The 18,482-nt window shown below is 70.0% G+C and carries 18 protein-coding genes; 9 read left to right on the forward strand and 9 right to left on the reverse strand.

What is annotated here, in order from left to right:
- Positions 1-40: 40 nt before the first annotated feature.
- The 5 genes from DFP85_RS14560 to cysZ all read left to right on the forward strand — a co-directional run bounded on the left by DFP85_RS14560 (position 41) and on the right by cysZ (position 5,248).
- The gene (locus DFP85_RS14560) at positions 41-1,264 is read left to right on the forward strand and encodes an ABC transporter permease subunit (RefSeq protein WP_133637169.1); all 1,224 of its coding nucleotides are present in this window, start codon (positions 41-43) and stop codon (positions 1,262-1,264) included.
- The gene (pstA, locus tag DFP85_RS14565; protein WP_133637170.1) at positions 1,261-2,808 is read left to right on the forward strand and encodes a phosphate ABC transporter permease PstA; all 1,548 of its coding nucleotides are present in this window, start codon (positions 1,261-1,263) and stop codon (positions 2,806-2,808) included. The genes DFP85_RS14560 and pstA overlap by 4 nt, the downstream gene beginning before the upstream one ends.
- Before the next feature lie 32 nt (positions 2,809-2,840).
- The gene (gene pstB, locus DFP85_RS14570; protein WP_133637171.1) at positions 2,841-3,659 is read left to right on the forward strand and encodes a phosphate ABC transporter ATP-binding protein PstB; all 819 of its coding nucleotides are present in this window, start codon (positions 2,841-2,843) and stop codon (positions 3,657-3,659) included.
- A gap of 24 nt (positions 3,660-3,683) precedes the next feature.
- Positions 3,684-4,412, forward strand: coding sequence for a phosphate signaling complex protein PhoU (gene phoU, locus DFP85_RS14575; RefSeq protein ID WP_133637172.1), 729 nt, complete (start codon positions 3,684-3,686; stop codon positions 4,410-4,412).
- A gap of 83 nt (positions 4,413-4,495) precedes the next feature.
- Positions 4,496-5,248: a sulfate transporter CysZ gene (cysZ, locus tag DFP85_RS14580; RefSeq protein ID WP_133637173.1), complete on the forward strand. Its 753-nt coding sequence runs from the start codon at positions 4,496-4,498 to the stop codon at positions 5,246-5,248.
- On the opposite strand, the gene phoR is transcribed toward cysZ, so the two are convergent.
- The 4 genes from phoR to DFP85_RS14600 all read right to left on the reverse strand — a co-directional run bounded on the left by phoR (position 5,236) and on the right by DFP85_RS14600 (position 8,742).
- Positions 5,236-6,549: a phosphate regulon sensor histidine kinase PhoR gene (gene phoR / locus DFP85_RS14585; protein ID WP_133637174.1), complete on the reverse strand. Its 1,314-nt coding sequence runs from the start codon at positions 6,547-6,549 to the stop codon at positions 5,236-5,238. The two genes, cysZ and phoR, sit on opposite strands and share 13 nt — an antisense overlap.
- A 1-nt stretch (position 6,550) precedes the next feature.
- Positions 6,551-7,240 (reverse strand): phosphate regulon transcriptional regulator PhoB, encoded by a 690-nt coding sequence (gene phoB, locus DFP85_RS14590; protein ID WP_133637175.1) that lies wholly within the window; start codon positions 7,238-7,240, stop codon positions 6,551-6,553.
- Between the two features lie 87 nt (positions 7,241-7,327).
- Entirely contained in the window at positions 7,328-8,224 is an 897-nt protein-coding gene (ubiA, locus tag DFP85_RS14595; protein ID WP_133637176.1) for a 4-hydroxybenzoate octaprenyltransferase, read from the reverse strand.
- A gap of 41 nt (positions 8,225-8,265) precedes the next feature.
- On the reverse strand, positions 8,266-8,742 hold the full coding sequence (locus tag DFP85_RS14600; RefSeq protein ID WP_133637200.1) for a chorismate--pyruvate lyase family protein: 477 nt from the start codon (positions 8,740-8,742) through the stop codon (positions 8,266-8,268).
- A gap of 137 nt (positions 8,743-8,879) precedes the next feature.
- On the opposite strand from DFP85_RS14600, the gene DFP85_RS14605 reads away from it, so the two are divergent.
- The 3 genes from DFP85_RS14605 (at position 8,880) to DFP85_RS14615 (ending at position 10,953) form a co-directional block, all read left to right on the forward strand.
- The gene (locus tag DFP85_RS14605) at positions 8,880-10,040 is read left to right on the forward strand and encodes an NAD(P)/FAD-dependent oxidoreductase (protein WP_133637177.1); all 1,161 of its coding nucleotides are present in this window, start codon (positions 8,880-8,882) and stop codon (positions 10,038-10,040) included.
- A 221-nt stretch (positions 10,041-10,261) separates the two neighbouring features.
- A complete protein-coding gene (locus tag DFP85_RS14610; RefSeq protein ID WP_040183570.1) occupies positions 10,262-10,537 on the forward strand; it encodes an HU family DNA-binding protein in 276 nt (91 codons plus the stop codon).
- A gap of 59 nt (positions 10,538-10,596) precedes the next feature.
- Positions 10,597-10,953 carry a hypothetical protein gene (locus tag DFP85_RS14615; RefSeq protein ID WP_133637178.1) on the forward strand — a complete coding sequence of 119 codons (357 nt, stop codon included), beginning with the start codon at positions 10,597-10,599 and terminating at the stop codon, positions 10,951-10,953.
- Positions 10,954-11,126: 173 nt separating this feature from the next.
- Here DFP85_RS14615 and recG read toward each other — a convergent pair whose 3' ends face one another.
- Together recG and DFP85_RS14630 are read right to left on the reverse strand one after the other, a co-directional pair.
- Positions 11,127-13,220 carry an ATP-dependent DNA helicase RecG gene (gene recG / locus DFP85_RS14625; protein WP_133637180.1) on the reverse strand — a complete coding sequence of 698 codons (2,094 nt, stop codon included), beginning with the start codon at positions 13,218-13,220 and terminating at the stop codon, positions 11,127-11,129.
- The gene (locus DFP85_RS14630; protein WP_106229662.1) at positions 13,217-14,137 is read right to left on the reverse strand and encodes a hydrogen peroxide-inducible genes activator; all 921 of its coding nucleotides are present in this window, start codon (positions 14,135-14,137) and stop codon (positions 13,217-13,219) included. The genes recG and DFP85_RS14630 overlap by 4 nt, the downstream gene beginning before the upstream one ends.
- Before the next feature lie 114 nt (positions 14,138-14,251).
- Between DFP85_RS14630 and DFP85_RS14635 the strand changes: the two genes are divergently transcribed.
- Positions 14,252-15,124, forward strand: coding sequence for an SDR family oxidoreductase (locus DFP85_RS14635; protein WP_133637181.1), 873 nt, complete (start codon positions 14,252-14,254; stop codon positions 15,122-15,124).
- Positions 15,125-15,140: 16 nt separating this feature from the next.
- Here the strand turns inward: DFP85_RS14635 and thpR are convergent, their stop codons facing one another.
- From thpR to DFP85_RS14650, 3 genes are all read right to left on the reverse strand, one after another.
- On the reverse strand, positions 15,141-15,656 hold the full coding sequence (thpR, locus tag DFP85_RS14640) for an RNA 2',3'-cyclic phosphodiesterase (protein ID WP_133637182.1): 516 nt from the start codon (positions 15,654-15,656) through the stop codon (positions 15,141-15,143).
- Between the two features lie 163 nt (positions 15,657-15,819).
- Complete coding sequence (locus DFP85_RS14645; RefSeq protein WP_133637183.1) at positions 15,820-16,209, reverse strand: RidA family protein; 390 nt, start codon at positions 16,207-16,209, stop codon at positions 15,820-15,822.
- Between the two features lie 84 nt (positions 16,210-16,293).
- On the reverse strand, positions 16,294-18,429 hold the full coding sequence (locus tag DFP85_RS14650; protein ID WP_133637184.1) for a RelA/SpoT family protein: 2,136 nt from the start codon (positions 18,427-18,429) through the stop codon (positions 16,294-16,296).
- Between the last annotated feature and the right edge of the window lie 53 nt (positions 18,430-18,482).

Here is an 18,482-nt window from a genome sequence, read left to right on the forward strand (position 1 = left end):
CGTACGATTCCGCTAGCCCCCGTTTCGCGCAGGCCCGGTCATGCCCGACTCCTCCTCCCCGCCTTCCATTCGACGCCGCCTGCGTCAGGGACGCGATCGCCTGGCCACCGTGCTGGTCACCGCGGGGGGCATCGGCGTGATCGCCGCGCTGCTGGCCATCGGGGTCTTCCTGGTGGTCGAGGTGGTGCCGCTGTTCTGGCCCACCGGCGCGACAGAGACGATCAGCCCGCAGGCTCTCTGGCTGTCCCTGGAGGCCGCGGGTGACCCGGCCCGCTATCGCTGGGACCCCACCGCCACCCTGGGGACGGACGAGGCGGCCCGGGTCAGCCTGGTGCCGCTCGCGTGGGGCACCCTGGAGGCAGCGGCCTGGGCCCTGCTGATCGCCGTGCCCCTGGCCCTGGGCGCGGCCGCCCACTCGGCACTCTTCATGGCGCCGCGCCTGCGCAGCCGCCTCAAGCCGACGCTGGAGCTCATGGAAGCGTTGCCCGGCGTGGTCATCGGCTTCGTCGCCGGCCTGGTGCTCGCCCCCTGGGTCGAGCGTCACCTGGCGGACGTGCTGGCCATGCTGGTGCTGCTGGTGCCCGGCCTGCTGCTGGCGGGTGGCCTCTGGTCGCGCCTGCCCCCGCGCCTGCAGCAGGCGATGCCGCTCGGCTGGGCGGGCCTGTGGCTGCTGCCCTGGCTGCTGCTGTTGCTGGTTGCCGCCCACGCGCTCTCGCCCTGGCTCGAGGCCTGGGCGTTCGGAGGTGACCTGCGTCACTGGCTGGAGGTGCGCCTGGGGCTCGATATCGCCGTGCGTAACGCCATGATCGTCGGCATGGCCATGGGCTTTGCGGTGATGCCCAGCGTCTACGCGCTGGCCGAGGATGCCCTCTCGGGGGTGCCGCGCAGCCTCGCGGAGGGCGCCCAGGCGCTGGGGGCGACCCGCTGGCAGACCCTGTGGCGGGTGGTGCTGCCGGCGGCATCCCCCGGGATCTTCTCGGCGGTGATGATCGGTGCCGGGCGGGCCGTGGGCGAGACCATGATCGTGCTCATGGCCAGCGGCAATGCGGCCCTGATGACCTGGAACCCCCTGGACGGGCTGCGCTCCCTGGCGGCCACCATCGCCATCGAGCTGCCGGAGGCGGGGCCCGGGGGGCAGCACTATCGGCTGCTGCTGCTGGCGGCCCTGCTGCTGTTCGCCTTCACCTTCCTGGTCAATACCCTGGCCGAGCTGGTGCGCACCCGCCTGCGACTGCGCTACCGGCGCCTGGGAGGCGGGCCATGAGGCCGGTGTCCGGCTCGCGGGCGCGCCTGCCCCGGGGCGAGGGGCCCGGCGCCTGGCTGGCGGCGGGCAGCGTGGCGCTCTCGCTGCTGGCGCTGCTGGCGCTGCTGTCCCTGCTGGCGGTACGCGGCCTGGGTCACTTCTGGCCCGCGCCCGTCGCCCTGGTGGTGCTCGAGGACGGCCGACAGCTCGCCGGCGAGCGGGTACGGGAGGTCCCGTTGCCGGAGGGGACGGGGCGTGAACGGCTCTACCGGACCGGCAACCGTGACCTGGATGGCGCCCGCTGGGCGTGGGTGCCGGTATCGGCCATCACCGCGGTCAGCCATCCGCGCGACCTGGTGGTGCTGGAGCGCCGCCGCTGGGGAGAGGCGATCGGCCGGCTCACGGCGCTGGAGAGTGTGACGGGAGAGCGCCTCGAGGGGGAGGCCGCCTGGGCAGCCCTCGAGGGGCGGCTGGTCGAGCTGGCAGCGCTGCGCCGGGCCCGCGATACCCTGCGTGACGAGGTCATCCTGCCGCGTGTCCGTGCCCTCGAGGCGGGGGGCGACGTGGACCGCGAGCTGGCCATCGCCAATGCCCGGCTGCGCGAGCTGCAGGCGGCCATGGAAGGCGGCCGCCTGATCCTCGCGACCGCCGACGGCGGGCAGCTGACGGTGCCGCTGGAAGAGGTGCTGCGGGCGCGGCGCCCCAACGCCATGTCGCCGCCCGACAAGCTGGCCACCTGGGGCGAGGGCGTCTGGCGCTTCCTCTCGGAGGGCCCGCGGGCGGCCAATACCGCCGGTGGTGTCTGGCCGGCGATCTTCGGCACCGTGCTGATGGTGATGCTGATGTCGGTCCTGGTGACGCCCTTCGGGGTCCTGGCAGCCATCTACCTCAACGAGGTGGCCCACCAGGGGCGGCTGACGCGGCTGGTGCGGATCGCCGTGCGCAACCTCGCCGGTGTGCCCTCCATCGTCTATGGCGTCTTCGGCCTGGGCGTGTTCGTCTACGGCATCGGCGGCACCCTGGACGAGTGGTTCTTCGACGCGACCCTGCCCTCGCCGACCTTCGGTACCGGCGGCCTGCTGTGGGCCTCGCTGACCCTGGCCCTGCTGACCCTGCCGGTGGTGATCGTGGCCACCGAGGAGGGGCTGGCGCGGATCCCCGACCAGCAGCGCGAGGGCGCCCTGGCGCTGGGGGCCACCCGGCTGGAGATGCTCACCCGGGTGGTGCTGCCCATGGCCACGCCGGCCATGCTCACGGGGGTGATCCTGGCCGTTGCCCGCGCCGCCGGCGAGGTGGCGCCGCTGATGCTGGTGGGTGTGGCCAAGCTGGCGCCCCAGGTGCCGGTGGACGGCGACTTCCCCTTCCTGCATCTTGACAGGAAGTTCATGCACCTCGGCTACCACATCTTCGATGCGGCCTTCCACGGCGGCGATGTCCAGTCGGCGATGCCGCTGGTCTATGCCACGGCGCTGCTGCTGGTGCTGGTGATCCTGGTGCTTAACCTGACTGCAATATTTCTGCGTCATCATCTCAGTACGCGTCACGGGGCGCTCACCCGTCGATGAGCCCAGAACCGTCTCGCCACCCGGGAGCCTCGATGCCATTCGCCCAGGACCTGCGCCCGTCGCCCGACCCGGCGGCGGTCATCGACTTCTCCCCCGAGGCCAGCAGCCTGGCCATTCGGGGGCTTACCCTCGCCTATGGGGACAAGCCGGCGCTGCGGGATCTCACCCTGAGAATTCCCCGGCACCGCGTCACCGCCTTTATCGGGCCCTCAGGCTGCGGCAAGTCGACCCTGCTGCGGGTGCTCAACCGTCTCCACGACCTCAACGACGAGGTGGAGCGCACCGGCGAGGTGTATCTCGAGGGCGAGGAGATCCATGGGCCCGGGGTGGCGGTGGCGGAACTGCGTCGGCGGGTGGGGATGGTCTTCCAGGCGCCCAATCCCTTCCCCATGTCGATCCACGACAACGTGGCCTTCGGCCTGCGCCTGCAGGGTGGGCTGAGCAAGCGCAAGCGCGATGACATCATCGAGTGGGCGCTGCGTTCGGCGGCGCTGTGGGACGAGGTGAAGGACCGGCTGCGCGCCTCGGCCTGGTCGCTCTCCGGGGGCCAGCAGCAGCGCCTGGTGATTGCCCGCACCCTGGCGGTGGGGCCCGAGGTGCTGCTGCTCGACGAGCCGGCCTCGGCGCTCGATCCCATCTCCACGCTGAAGATCGAGGAGCTGATCCGCAACCTGAAGTCGCACCTGACCCTGGTGCTGGTCACCCACAACATGCAGCAGGCGGCCCGGGTCTCCGACTACACCGCCTTCCTGCAGGACGGCGAACTGGTGGAGTATGGTCCCACCGATACCCTGTTCACCAACCCGCGCCTGCGGCGTACCGAGAACTACATCACCGGGCGCATGGCCTGACGGCCGGCCCCAAGGAGAGGTTTCATGGACATTACCAGCGATATCCACAGCCAGCATATCTCCCGGCAGTTCAACCAGGAGCTCGAGGAGCTCAAGACCCACCTGATGGCGATGGGGGGGCTGGTCGAGAAGCAGGTCCAGGATGCCGTGGCGGCCCTGCTCGAGAGCGACTCCGAACTGGGCCAGCGCGTGGTCGCCAACGACCGCGCGGTCAACGACATGCAGATCAAGATCGACGAGGAGTGCACCCAGGTGCTGGCGCGGCGCCAGCCCACCGCCTCCGACCTGCGCCTGGTCCTGGCGGTGATCCGCGCCGCCTCCGACCTGGAACGCATCGGCGACGAGGCGAGCAAGATCGCCCGCAATGCCATCGACCTGATCGAGGCCGACAATGGCAACCGGGGCTTCGTCGAGGTGCGCATGATCAGCGAGCACGTGCGGCGCATGGTGCGCGACGCCCTGACCTCCTTCGCCCGTCTCGACACCGAGCTGGCGCTGAAGCTGGTCCACGAGGACGAGGAGGTGGACAACGAGTACCGCAGCGCCATGCGCTCGCTGATGACCTTCATGATGGAGGATGCCCGCTCGATCTCGTCGGTCCTCAGCGTGATGTGGATCCTGCGCGCGCTGGAGCGCATCGGTGACCACGCCAACAACCTCGCCGAATACGTGGTCTACCTGGTGAAGGGGCTCGATATCCGCCACACCGACCCCGAGGACCTCGACAAGGATATGCTCGAGGGCAAGGGTTGACCGCGAACGTCGCTTGACCCTCAATGACGCAGGCCGCCGCCCCGACGGGCGGCGGCCTGCCGTGTGACATGAGGATGTGACGGATGCTCGATGCCCTGACGGCGCTGACCCGCGGGACCCGCCTGGTCTACTCCCGCGGCCTGCGGCGCTTCGTGTTCCTGCCGATAGTCGTCAACCTGCTGGTCTACACGGCCATGCTCTGGTACGTGCTGGGCCACTTCGGCGGCTGGCTGGAGGGCTGGATGGCCATGGTCCCGGGCTGGCTGGAGTGGCTCTCCTGGCTGATCTGGCCGCTCTTCGTGGTCAGCCTGGTGCTGATCGTCTTCTTCACCTTCACCCTGGTGACCCACCTGATCGCCGCGCCCTTCTACGGCTTCCTGGCCGCCCGGGTGGAGGCGGAGGCGACCGGGCGGCCGCCCCTGGACGACCGTGGCCTGGCGAAGACGGCGGTGGATGCCATGGGGCGCGAGCTGGTCAAGCTGGGCTACATCCTGCCGCGCATGGCCCTGCTCTTCGTGCTGAGCTGGATCCCGGTGCTCAACCTCGTGGCGCCGCTGCTGTGGGCGGCCTTCTCGGCCTGGATCATGGCGATCACCTACCTCGACTACCCCATGGACAACAACAAGGTCAGCTTCGCCGACATGCGTCGTCGCCTGAAGGCGCGCTGGTGGCCCACCCTCACCTATGGCGGCTGGGTGACCCTGATCACCTGGATCCCCCTGGCCAACCTCTTCCTGCTGCCTGGCGCCGTGGCCGCCGCGGTGCTGATGTGGGATCGCCACTACCGCGGCATCGAGGCCGGCGCGGCGCCTGGCGGGCCGCCTCAGGCGCGCTGAGCGGTCTCGGTCGTGTCGCGCAGGCGCTCGGCGGGGAAGAGGCAGCGGAAGGTGGCGCCGCGGCCGGGGCGGGAGTCGATCTCCAGATAGGCATCGTGGCGCAGCAGCACGTGCTTGACGATGGCGAGCCCCAGGCCGGTGCCGCCGGTGGCGGTGCTGCGCCCCTTGTCGACCCGGTAGAAGCGCTCGGTGAGGCGCGGGATATGCACCGGATCGATGCCCTCGCCGTCATCCTCCACCTCCAGGCAGGCGCCCTCGCCACAGGGGCGCCAGCGCAGCACGATATGGCAGCCGTCGCCTGAATAGCGCACGGCGTTGAAGGCCAGGTTGGAGAGCGCACTGCGGATCTCCTGCTCGCTGCCGAGCAGCGCGCGAGACTCCTCGACCTCCACCTTGATCGACTGGCGACCGGCGGAGAGTGCCGCGGCGTCGCTCTGCACGGCTTCGAGCAGCGCGCCCATCGCCAGCGGGGCGTCATCGCGCCCGCCCTGGTCGATCTCCAGTCGCGACAGCAGCAGCAGGTCGTTGACCAGGTTCTGCATGCGGTCGGTCTGGGCCTTCATCTGCGACAGGCCGCGGCCCAGTCGCGGCGGCAGCTGGCCGGCCATGTCGCCGTAGGTCTCCAGGTAGCCGGCCAGCACGGTCAGCGGGGTGCGCAGCTCATGGGAGACGTTGGCCACGAAGTCCCGGCGCATCTGCTCGAGGCGGTGCAGCCGGGTGATGTCCCGGGCCATCAACAGGCGCTCGTCGTCGCCGTAGAGGGTGATCTGGAACTGCAGGATCAGCCTCTCGTCGATGGGCGAGGGCAGGGTCAGCGGCTCGCGATAGTCGCGGCCGTGGAAGTAGTCGACGAAGCGCGGGTCACGCAGCAGGTTGGTGATGTGCTGGCCGCGGTCGAGCTGGGGCTTGAGGCCGAGCATGCGTTCGGCGGCGCTGTTCCACCACTCCAGGTCGCCATGGCGGTCAAGCATCACCACGCTGTCGCGCATCGCCTCGGAGGACTCCTGGATGCGCTGCAGCGTGGCCCGCAGCCGCTGCTGGGTGAGGCGCTGGCTCTTCTGGTAGCGGTAGAGGCGGTCGAACAGCTCGCCCCACAGGCCGCTGGCGGCGGGGGGCTCCTCCTGGGGGCGCAGGGTGAGCCACTGGTAGAGGGCGTGCAGCTGGCGCAGGTGGAAGGTCAGGCAGATCAGCAGGCCGACGGCGATGCCGGCCACCATGGCGGAGAAGGGCCAGCCGACCAGGGCCCCGACGGCGACCAGGGTCGCCAGGCGCCAGAACTCGCGTCGCCAGAGCCGCCCCACGTCAGCCCTTGGCGGAGAACCGGTAGCCGGTGCCACGCACGGTCTGGATCAGCTGGTGATGGGGCTCGCCCAGCGCCTTGCGCAGGCGGCGGATATGCACGTCCACGGTACGCTCCTCGACATAGACATTGCCGCCCCACACCTGGTCGAGCAGTTGCCCGCGGGTGTAGGCGCGCTCCTGGTGGGTCATGAAGAACTGCAGCAGGCGGTACTCGGTGGGCCCCATCTCCAGCGAGCGGCCATCGACGCTGACCCGGTGGCTGACCGGGTCGAGCAGCAGCCCGGCGACCTCCACCGGGTCCTCGATGCCCCGCGGCGTGGCACGGCGCAGCACCGCCTTGAGGCGCGCCACCAGCTCCCGCGGCGAGAAGGGCTTGGTGATGTAGTCGTCGGCCCCGGCCTCGAGCCCCTGGATCTTGTTGTCCTCCTCGCCCTTGGCGGTGAGCATGATGATCGGCAGCTCGGCGGTGGCCTCCTCGCGCTTCAGGCGACGCGCCAGCTCGATGCCGCTGGTCCCGGGCATCATCCAGTCGAGCAGCACCAGGTCGGGCTGGTGGTCGACCACCATGGCGTGGGCATCCTGGGCATTGTCCGCCTCGAGGACGCGATAGTCGGCCATCTCCAGCGCCACCGCGATCATCTCGCGGATCGGCGCCTCATCATCGACGATCAGTACGGTCTTGGCGGTCATCCCGGAGCCTCGTGGTCAATGACAGATCGATGACGATGACAGCACGTCATGATGACAATAGCGTGACAGCCCCGGCCTGTCGCCCGCTCAGCCGCCGTTCACCGTGGGCCACAGGGAGAGCGCGATGCCGGCGAAGACCAGCAGGCCCGACCAGTGGTTGTTGAGAAAGGCCTGGAAGCAACGGTCCCGGTCCCGCTCGCGGATCAGGAACTGCTGGTGCACGAAGGTCGCCGCCATGGCGGCCAGCCCCAGCCAGAAGAAGCCCCCCAGCGCCAGCAGCCCGCCGGCCCAGGCCAGCAGCCCCAGGGTCAGGCCCTGTAGCAGGCCGATCATCAGCCGGTCGGCGCGGCCGAACAGCACCGCGGTGGACTTGATGCCGATCTTCAGGTCGTCGTCGCGGTCGACCATGGCGTACTCGGTGTCGTAGGCCACGGTCCAGGCCACGTTGGCGGCGAAGAGCAGCCAGGCGACCGGCGGCAATGTGCCCAGCACGGCACCGAAGGCCATGGGGATTGCCCAGGAGAAGGCCGCGCCGAGGAAGGCCTGGGGCAGGTGGGTGTAGCGCTTCATGAAGGGGTAGATGAAGGCCAGGATCACCCCCACCACCGAGAGTATCACCGTGAAGAGGTTGGTGAACCAGACCAGCACGAAGGCGGCCATCACCAGCATCAGGAACAGCGCCTGGGCCTCGCCCTCGCTGATCCGGCCGGTGGCCAGGGGGCGGTTCCTGGTGCGCTTGACGTGGCCGTCGAAGTGGCGGTCGGCATAGTCGTTGACCACGCAGCCGGCGGCACGCATCAGGTAGACCCCGGCCACGAAGATCAGCAGCACCTTGCGGCCGGGGATACCCTCGGCGGCGATCCACAGGGCCCAGAGGGTGGGCCACATCAGCAGCCAGGTGCCGATGGGGCGGTCGAGGCGTGTCAGGTGCAGGAAGTCGGGCACCCGGGCCAGGCCCCTGGGGTGCATCAGGGATCGATCCATCTCTACCTCGTACCTCGTGAAGTCGTCGGTTGGCCCAGAGCCTAGCGCGAAGGCAGCCCGAGGTCATCCGCCATGCGCTCGAGGAAGAACTCCTGAACCAGCAAGGCGAAGCGTCGGTGGCGGAACAGCGAGCGGCGCGCCCAGGGACCCGAGGCGGCGTGGAAGGGGGCCGGGTCGGCACTGACCTCGAGGGGACCGCGCTCCAGGTCCGGCTGGCGGAACAGCCAGCTGCCGAGCGAGCGCTCGCCCAGGCGGTCGAGCCGCTGGCCGTGCAGCCCGGAGAGCGGCACCACCGAGCGCGCCACCACCCAGGGGCGCTCGTCGAGGCACAGCGCCACCTCGCGCAGCCAGGCATGGCGGGCCGGGGGCAGGCCCAGGGCCAGCGCCTCGTCGCGACGCGGCCGGCCGAGGCGCTGGTCCAGCAGCCGGACCCGGAAGGCCCGCTGGCCGCCGGCGCTGATTAGCCGGGCGGTAAGCGAGTCGCGGGAAGCCACCCACTGCCACCAGGCTGCGCTCATGGCAGGCCGCGCCGCCGCCAGGGGGCGCCAGCGGGGATCGCTTCCCGGGCCGTTGCTCACCGTCTCTCTCCGCGTCGATTTCGAGGGCGGCTAGTGTACCATGCTGCCCCATCACCCTTACCCGATCGATGAGGCCTATGAGCGCTCCCCTTACCATCATCGGCTCCGGCATGGCGGGTTTGGGCCTGCTGCGCCAGCTGCGCGCGCAGGACCCGGCGCGACCGATGACGCTGATCAGCGCCGACAGCGGCGATGACTATTCCAAGCCACTGCTCTCCACCGGGTTCGCCAAGCGCCTGCCGCCGCAGCGCCTGGCGGCCCGCTCGGCCCTGGCGGTCGCCGACGAGCTTGGCGCCGTGGTGCGCACCCACACCCGGGTGGAGGCCATCGACCCGGTGGCGCGCACCCTGACCATCGGCAGCGAGACCCTGCCCTGGAGCGAGCTGGTGCTGGCCACCGGCGCCGCGCCGGTCCGCCCCTTCCGGGTGCCCGACGCCGTGGCCGGCCGGGTCTTCAGCGTCAATGACCTGGACGACTACCGCGCCTTCCACGCGGTCCTGGAGGCGCTGGGCCGGCCGGCACGCGTGGCGATCATCGGCGTTGGCCTGGTGGGCTGCGAGTTCGCCAACGACCTCGCCGCCGGCGGCCACGCCGTGGAGCTGGTCGCCCCGGAGCCGGCCCCCCTGCCGCGCCTGGTGCCGGAGCCCCTGGGACGCGCCCTGGGCGAGGCCTTCCAGGAGGCCGGCATGGTGCTGCACAGCGGTCGCCAGCTGGTGGCCCTGGGGGCCGACGGCGCCTGTGTCGGCCTGGAACTGGACGATGGCGCCTCGCTGTCAGCCGACCTGGTGCTGGTGGCCACGGGGCTGCGGCCGCGTACCGCCCTGGCCGAGTCGGCCGGGCTCGAGGTCAGCGAGGCGGGCATCCACACCGACCGGCACCTCGCCACCTCGATGCCCGGCATCCATGCCCTGGGCGATGCGGCCTGCGTTGATGGCGTCAATGCCATGTACGTGCAGCCGCTGCTGGCCAGCGCCAGGGCCCTGGCCCACACCCTGACCGGCACCCCCACCGCGGTGACCTATGGCCCCTGGCCGGTGCTGGTCAAGACCCCCCTGCTGCCGGTGGTGGCCCTTCCGCCGGCCCGCTCCCCGTCCCGCTGGCGCCTCGAGGGCGAGGGCGGTGACCTGACGGCCCTGGCCGAGGATGAGGACGGACGTTTGATCGGATTTGCGTTGACAGGACGCTGCGTCCGTCGGAAAGTCGAACTGGCGCGAGCCGCACCGCCGTTGCTAGGCTAGTCTCGTCAACGACGGGGCCTGCCACGGGCAGCGAGCCGGCAGGCGGCGGCGTTGAGGACCGGTATCATCCGCATGTCGTTTCCCGAGATCTCACCGTCTGCGGCACGAGGCCCCGGGATCGAGTGAGCCGCCATGCGCGTGATGCACTGAAAGGTCATCTGCCATAACAACACCGCCGGTGGTGATCGCCGGCATCATGATGCCAATACCAGGAGGGCTGTATGCGCAAGCCAGAACTCGCCGCGGCGATTGCCGAGCGTGCCGATCTTTCCAAGGACAAGGCGAGCCAGGTGCTCAACGTGATCCTCGACGAGATCACCGGTAGCGTTTCCCAGGGTCAGGACGTCACCCTGATCGGCTTCGGTACCTTCAGCGTGCGCGAGCGCGCCGCGCGCACCGGCAAGAACCCCCAGACCGGCCAGCCGCTGACCATTCCGGCCAGCAAGACCGTCGCCTTCAAGCCGGGCAAGGGCCTCAAGGACGCCGTGGCGAAGTAAGGCATTGCGGCCCGTCCCTTGCGGGTCGCTCATTCGACATTCCCGGTGGCGGAGCCGATATGAAGCTGCGATTGATGCTGTGGCTGCTCGGGCTGATGCTCAAGCGAGCCCTGCGCCGCAAGGCGCGGTTCCGCGAACTGCTCGGCGAGATGCGTGGCCTCGACTGGGGCATCGCCACCGAGGACCTCTCCATCGCACGCCACTACCGCATGTCGCCCCGCGGCATCCGCGCGGGCCGAGGCCTGCCGGTGGACCTCGACCTGGAACTGCGTTTCGAGGACGAGGCCACGGCCATCAGGGTCCTCAGGAAGCCGACCCAGCAGGCCTTCCTCGATGGCATGATGGCCGGCAGCGTGCGCCTGGTCGGCGACTCCGGCGACCTGCAGAAGCTGCAGCGGCTCCTAAAGCACCTGTAAGCACCGAGCTGAAAGCGCCGAGCGGCAAGGAAACCCTTGACCGTTTACTCCATACCCTGATCCTCTGCTTGGCTGCTTGGCTGCTTGGCTGCTTGGCTGCTTGGCTGCTTGGCTGCTTGGCTGCTTGGCTGCTTGGCTGCTTGGCTGCTTGGCTGCTTGGCCGCTTGTGGCCGTCACACCTGCCCGTAGCGACCCGCTTCCTCTCCCAGCCAGCGCCGGATCAGCGGGCGGCTGGCCTCGGGATGCGCCTCGAGCAGCGCCTCGGCGAGGGGAGCCACACGGTCCAGCAGGTCGGCGTCGCGTTCCAGGTCGGCAACCTTCATCTGCGCGAGTCCCGTCTGGCGGGTCCCCAGCACCTCGCCGGGGCCACGGATCTCGAGGTCCTTCTCGGCGATGCGGAAGCCATCGGTGGTCTCGCGCATCACCGCCAGGCGCTCGCGGGAGTGGGCCGACAGCGGCGGGTGGTAGAGCAGCACGCAGAAGCTCTCGACGGCCCCGCGTCCCACCCGTCCGCGCAGCTGGTGGAGCTGGGAGAGCCCCAGGCGCTCCGGGTTCTCGATGATCATCAGGCTGGCATTGGGCACGTCGACCCCCACCTCGATCACCGTGGTGGCCACCAGCAGGTCCAGCTCGCCGGCCTTGAAGGCCTCCATCACCGCGGCCTTCTCGCTGGCCTTCATGCGCCCGTGGACCAGGCCGATGGCCAGTTCCGGCAGGGTCTCGACGAGCTCGTCGCGGGTCGCCTCGGCGGCCTGGCACTGCAGCGCCTCGGACTCCTCGATCAGGGTGCAGACCCAGTAGGCCTGTCGCCCCTCGGCGCAGGCGTGGCGAATGCGCGCCATCACCTCGGGGCGCCGCTCGTCGGGCATCACCACCGTCTTCACCGGGGTCCTGCCCGGGGGCAGCTCGTCGATCACCGAGACGTCCAGGTCGGCATAGGCGCTCATCGCCAGGGTGCGCGGGATCGGGGTCGCGGTCATCACCAGCTGATGGGGCGTGAGGCCGCCGGCCTCGCCCTTCTCGCGCAGCGCCAGGCGCTGGTGGACACCGAAACGGTGCTGCTCGTCGATGATGGCGAGCCCCAGGCGCTGGAAGTGCACGTCGCCCTGGAAGAGCGCGTGGGTCCCCACCACCATGCGTGCCCGGCCGTCCTGGATGGCCGCCTTGGTGTCGAGGCGCGCCTTGCCCTTGAGCTTGCCGGAGAGCCAGGCGACCTCGATGCCGAGCGGCTCGAACCAGGCGCTGAAGGTGCGGTAGTGCTGCTCGGCCAGTATCTCGGTGGGGGCCATCATCGCCGCCTGGCAGTCGGCGGCGATGGCCGAGAGGGCCGCCATGGCGGCGACCACCGTCTTGCCCGAGCCCACGTCGCCTTGCACCAGGCGCAGCATGGGCACCTGGCGCGCCAGGTCGGCGGCGATCTCGTCGAGCACCCGGCGCTGGGCGCCGGTCAGCGCGAAGGGCAGCTGGGTCAGGAAGCGGGCCTGCAGGCTGCGTCCGCCGGGTAGCGCCGGGGCCCCGTCCTCCTGGATGCGCTGGCGCACCTCCTGCAGGCTGAGCCGGTGGGCGAGCAGTTCCTCCAGGGCCAGGCGGCGCCGCGCCGGGTGGCGGCCGGCCGCCAGCTGCTCCGCGTCGGCCTCCGGTGGCGGACGATGCAGAGTGTCCAGGCAGTGGTGAAGCTCGGGCAGGTCGAAGCGCCCGCGCAGGGGGGCGGGAATGCCGTCGGGGAGGGCGTCCGGGGCGGCATCCAGGCGCGCCAGGGCCTGGTCGATCAGTGCCCGCAGGCGGGTCTGATGGAGGCCCTCGGTGGCGGGGTAGATGGGCGTCAGGTGGTCCTCCACCGGGGCCTCGCCGCCGGTCAGCAGGCGGTACTCCGGGTGGTAGAGCTCCAGGCCGGTGGCGCCGGCACGGGCCTCGCCAAAGGCGCGCACCCGTGCCCCGGGCTGGAACTGCTGCTGCTGTGCCGGGGAGAAGTGGAAGAAGCGCAGGCTGAGGATCCCGGAGCCGTCGCGCAGGCGCACCAGCAGGCTGCGCCGCCGGCCGCGCACCACCTCGCCGGCCACCACCTCGCCCTCCACCACGGCCTCGTGGCCCGCGCGCAGGGTGGCGATGGGGGTGATGCGGGTGCGGTCCTGGTAGCGCAGCGGCAGGTGGAACAGCAGGTCGCTGACGCGTTCGATCCCCAGCCGAGCCAGCTTGAGGGAGAGCGCCTCGCCGACGCCCTTGAGCTCCGTGACGGGCGCGTCCAGGGTCGTCGCGTCGGCGCTCATGCCGGCTCGAGCTCTGCCTGGCGGCAGTGCGCGATGGCCTCGGTCACGGCATCGATGGCCCGGGGCCGCGGGAAGCTGGCGCGCCAGGCGATGGCCACGGTCCGCGAGGGTGCCGGGGCGGTGAAGGGGCGACTGATCAGCATGCCGCTCTCGTAGTGGCCGGTGCCGATGGCCGAGTGGGGCAGCACGGTGATGCCGAGCCTGGAGGCCACCATGTGGCGGATGGTCTCCAGCGAGCCGCCCTCGGCAGTGAGGGTGTTGGAGGGGCTTGCGAGCTGGTGGCTGATCGCCGGGCAGGCCTCGAGGATCTGGTCCCGGAAGCAGTGGCCCTCGCCGAGCAGCAGCAGGCGCTCCTCCAGCAGGTCTTCCTTGTCGATGCTCTCCCGGGAGGCCCAGCGATGGTCGGCGGGCAGCAGCACCTCGAAGGCCTCCTCGTAGAGCGGCTTGGTGACCACGTCGGTCTCGGTGAAGGGCAGCGCGATGATGATGGCATCCAGTTCGCCGCTGCGCAGCTTGCGGCGCAGGTTGCCGGTGAAGCCCTCCTCGATGTAGAGCGGCATCTGCGGCGCACGCCGGGAGAGCTCCGGGATCAGGTGAGGGAAGAGGTAGGGGCCGATCGTGTAGATGGCGCCGATGCGCAGGGGGCTCGCCAGCTGGTCGCGGCCGGCCGTGGCCAGTTCCTTGATGACGCTGCTCTGTTCCAGCACGCGCTGGGCCTGCTCGACGATCTTCTCGCCCAGCGGGGTGACCTGCACGGTGGATTTCGAGCGTTCAAACAGCGCCACGCCCAGTTCCTCCTCGAGCTTCTTGACGGCCACCGAGAGCGTCGGCTGGGAGACGAAGCAGCGCTCCGCCGCGCGTCCGAAATGGCGCTCCTGGGCCAGTGTCACGATGTAGCGGAGTTCTGTTAGAGTCATTGTGGTGCCGGCAGGCATCCTCTTCCGAAGCGGGTGACGGTCCCAGTGATCTCGCCCGATGCACAGGGACACAATAATGCCAATAGGGACTTTTTATCAGGGGGCGAGGGAAAGGTGAAGACGACGACACTGATTCTGGGCTGCGGCGACATCGGCATGGCACTGGGGCGCGAACTCCGCGAGGCGGGGCACCGGGTGATCGGGGCGCGCCGCAACCCGCGCGCGCTGGAAGGCAGCGGGCTGGAGGCCGTGGCGGTCGACCTGAACGACCCGACCACCCTGGCCGGGCTGCCGGACGCCGAGACGCTGGTCTACGTGGTCAGCGCCGACCGCTTCGAGGAGGCGGCCTATCGAGCCGCTTACCTCGATGGCCTGACCGCGGTGCTGGCCGAGTTCGCCAGCCGCGACACGGCGCCCGGGCGGGTGTTCTTCGTCTCCTCGACCAGCGTCTACGCCCAGCGCGATGGCGAGGTGGTCGACGAGACCAGCCCCGCCGACCCCTCGGGCTTCTCGGGCCTGCTGATGCGCGAGGCCGAGCAGGCACTGATCGAGCATGAGCTCCCGGGCACCGTGGTGCGCTTCTCGGGTATCTACGGCCCGGGCCGTGACCGCCTGATCCGCCAGGTCGGCGAGGGGCGCATCTCCCCGGCGAGCCCCGTCATGTACTCCAATCGCATCCACCGCGACGACTGCGCCGGGGTGCTGGCTCATCTGATCGGCCGGCACCTGGCGGGCGGTCCCCTCGAGGCGCTCTACCTCGCCAGCGACTGCGAGCCGTCGCCCCTGCACGAGGTGATGGCCTGGCTCGCGAAGCAGTTGAAGGTCGAGGCCACCGAGACCATCCAGTCACCGCTGCGCCGCCGAGCCAGCAAGCGCTGCGACAATACCCGGCTGCTCGAGAGCGGCTATCGCTTCCGCTACCCCAGCTTTCGCGAGGGCTATGCCCAGGTGCTGAAGGCGGGCGGCTTCCTGCCCGAGAAGGCGTGAGGGAAGGGCGGCCCGCTCAGGCCACCGGCGAACGGGCCAGGGTCTGGTAGCGGGCCCCGTCGTCCTCGGTGAAGGAGCGCACCAGCGAGAGTCGCCGCCAGGGCCAGGCCAGGTCGATCGCTGGCAGGCACTGGGTCTCCAGCCGGCGGGCGCGGCGCAGCAGGGTGACGTGGGGCACGAAGTGCCCCGGCCTATGGTCGAAGCCGAACGCTGCCAGCTCGTCCCACAGCGAGCCATGGAGGAGCACCAGCTCAGGGTCCGGCGTCTGGCCGCCGACCCAGACGATGCCGGGGCGACGGAAGGTCCCCCAGGCATCGAGCCGCCACTCCCCGGTCGGGATCGGCCGCTCGCCGACCCAGGCTGCGAGTGCCGCTGCCCTCTCCTCGGCCACCTCGCCGAGGAAGGCCAGCGTCAGGTGCAGGCTATCGTCGGGCATGCGGCGCCCGCCGCAGCGGGCCCGGGCAGTATCGGCCAGCTCACCGAGCCGCTGGCGCAGCTCGTCGGGCGGCTCCAACGCCAGAAATAGTCGCAAGAAGATCGTCCTGAAAAGCAAGAAAAGGGTGGAGTCGCGTCACGAGCGAAGAGAGGCTGGCCGCCGCCGGAGCGCAGCTCCCGGAGTGTAGCCTGCTACATGAGGAGAGCGAGTACCGCCGGCGGCTAGGATCTCGAGCGCAGTAACGAATCCACCTTTTCTTCTAGTCGCCGATGACCATGATCCCCTCTGCCTCGAACTGCGCGCCCTTGGGCAGCGCCTTGACGCCGATGGCGGCGCGGGCCGGATAGGGCTTCTCGAAGAACTCCTCCATCACCTGGTTGACCACGGCGAAGTGCTCCAGGTCGACCAGGTAGAGGTTGAGCTTGACCACGTCCTGCAGGGTGCCGGCGGCCTCCTCGCAGACGGCCTTCAGGTTGGTGAAGACCTGGCGCGCCTGGGCCTCGAAGTCGTCGGAGACCAGCGCCATGGTGGCCGGGTCCAGCGGGATCTGCCCGGAAAGGTAGACGGTGTTGCCGGCCTTGATGGCCTGGGAGTAGGGGCCAATGGCGGCGGGGGCCTGGTCGGTGTTGATCACGGCCTTGTTGCTCATGGTGGTGCTCCTTTCAGTCCAGCGTCGTGAAACGGGAAAAGCCGCCCGCCCGCCGCCCCATGCGGCCGGCGGGACGGAATGGGTTCAGTTGCCGAGGCGGGTGATGCGGCCTACGTGGGCGAGGTTGCGCAGGCGCTTGATGATGCGCGCCAGGTGCACGCGGTTGCGCACCGAGAGGATGAGGTTGACGATCGACAGCCGTGCGTCGCGCTCCTCGATGCCGATGCGCTCGATGTTGGCGCCGGCGTCGGTGACCAGGGCGGCGAGCTCCGCCACCAGGCCGCGGCGGCTCTCCACCTCCAGGCGCAGGGCGGCCGGGAAGTCCTCGTCGATGTCGTCGGACCACTCCAGGGCGAACAGCTTGTCCGGGTCGTTCCTGAGCTCGGCCAGGTTGCGGCACTCGGCGCGGTGGACCACGATGCCCTTGCCCGCGGAGAGGTGGCCGATCACCGGGTCGCCGGGCAGCGGACGGCAGCAGCGGGCGAACTTGATCACCATGCCCTCCGCGCCGCTGATCACGACCGGGCCCTGGGCATGCGGCAGTTGCGCCGTGGGCTCGCCCGTCTCGCCCTGCTGCAGTTCGACCAGCCGGCGGGCCACCACATGGGCGACCCGGGTGCCCAGCCCGATGGATTGCAGCAGGCTATCCTGGCCCTTCAGCGAATGCTCCTTGAGCAGGCTGTCGACCAGGCCCGCGGGCAGCTCCTCCAGGCTGGTCTCGAACGGCGCCAGGGCCTTGTTCAGCAGGCGTCGGCCGAGTTGTACCGCCTCGGTGTGCTGCTGGTGCTTCAACGCGTGGCGGATCGCCGAGCGCGCCTTGGCGGTGATCACGAAGTTGAGCCAGGCCAGGTTGGGGCGCGCCCCGGGGGCGGTGATGATCTCCAGGGTCTGGCCGCTCTCCAGGCGGGTGGAGAGCGGGGCCAGGTGGCGGTCGATGCGACAGGCGATGCAGCCGTTGCCGATGTCGGTATGCACGCTGTAGGCGAAGTCGATCACCGTGGCGCCCTGGGGCAGCTCCATGATGTCGCCCTTGGGCGTGAACACGTAGATGTCATCGGGGAAGAGGTCGTTCTTGACGTGCTCGATGAACTCCAGCGAATCCCCGGCGTGTCGCTGCATCTCGAGCAGGCCCTTGACCCAGGCCCTGGCCCGGGCATGGCTGCCCTGCGCGATGGGGTGCTCGGTCTGGCCGGCCTTGTAGAGCCAGTGGGCGGCGATGCCGTTGTTGGCCAGGGCCTCCATCTCGCGGGTGCGGATCTGCACCTCGATGGGCATGCCGCCGCGGCCGAACAGGGTGGTGTGCAGGCTCTGGTAGCCGTTGGCCTTGGGGATGGCGATGTAGTCCTTGAAGCGCCCCGGCACCGGCTTGTAGAGGTTGTGCACCACCCCGAGGATGCGATAGCAGCTGTCGACGTCCTCGGTGATGATGCGAAAGCCGAAGACGTCCATGATCTCGGCGAAGGACTTCCGCTGGTCGCGCATCTTGCGGTAGATCGACAGCAGGTGCTTCTGGCGACCGATCACCGTGCCCGGCAGGCCCTCGTCGTCGAGGCTCTGCTGCAGGCTGGTCTGGAGCTGGCGGATCGTCGAGCGGCGATGGCCCCGGGCGCTGGAGACGGCGCGCTTGATGCGCTCGGCGCGCATCGGGTAGAGGGCCTGGAAGGAGAGGTCCTCGAGCTCGACGCGGATGGTGTTGATGCCCAGGCGGCTGGCGATGCGGGCGTAGATCTCCAGGGTCTCGCGGGCGATGCGACGCTTCTTCTCGGGGCGCAGGGCGCCCAGGGTGCGCATGTTGTGCAGGCGGTCGGCGAGCTTGACGATGATCACCCGGATGTCGCGCGACATCGCCAGCACCATCTTCTGGAAGTTCTCGGCCTGGGCGACCGCCTTGTCCTCGAAGGTGATCTGGGTCAGCTTGGACACGCCGTCGACCAGCTCGGCGACGGGCTTGCCGAACTGTTCGCCCAGGGCCTTCTTGGAGACCCCGGTATCCTCGATGACGTCGTGCAGCATGGCGGCCATCAGGCTCTGATGGTCCATGTGCATGTTGGCCAGGATGTTGGCCACCGCCAGGGGGTGCGTGACGTAGGGTTCGCCGGAGCGCCGCCGCTGGCCGTCGTGGGCCTGCTCGGCATAGTAGAAGGCGCGCCTGACCTGCCGGATCTCGTCCTGGGGGAGGTAGCCGCCGAGTCGGTCGGCCAGGTCATCGATGGTGAACATGCGGCGCGCCCTGACTGCTGCGTGATGGCCCTGAGGGAAAGCGCTCCTGCGCC

This window comes from Halomonas ventosae, assembly GCF_004363555.1.
Taxonomy (GTDB): domain Bacteria; phylum Pseudomonadota; class Gammaproteobacteria; order Pseudomonadales; family Halomonadaceae; genus Halomonas; species Halomonas ventosae.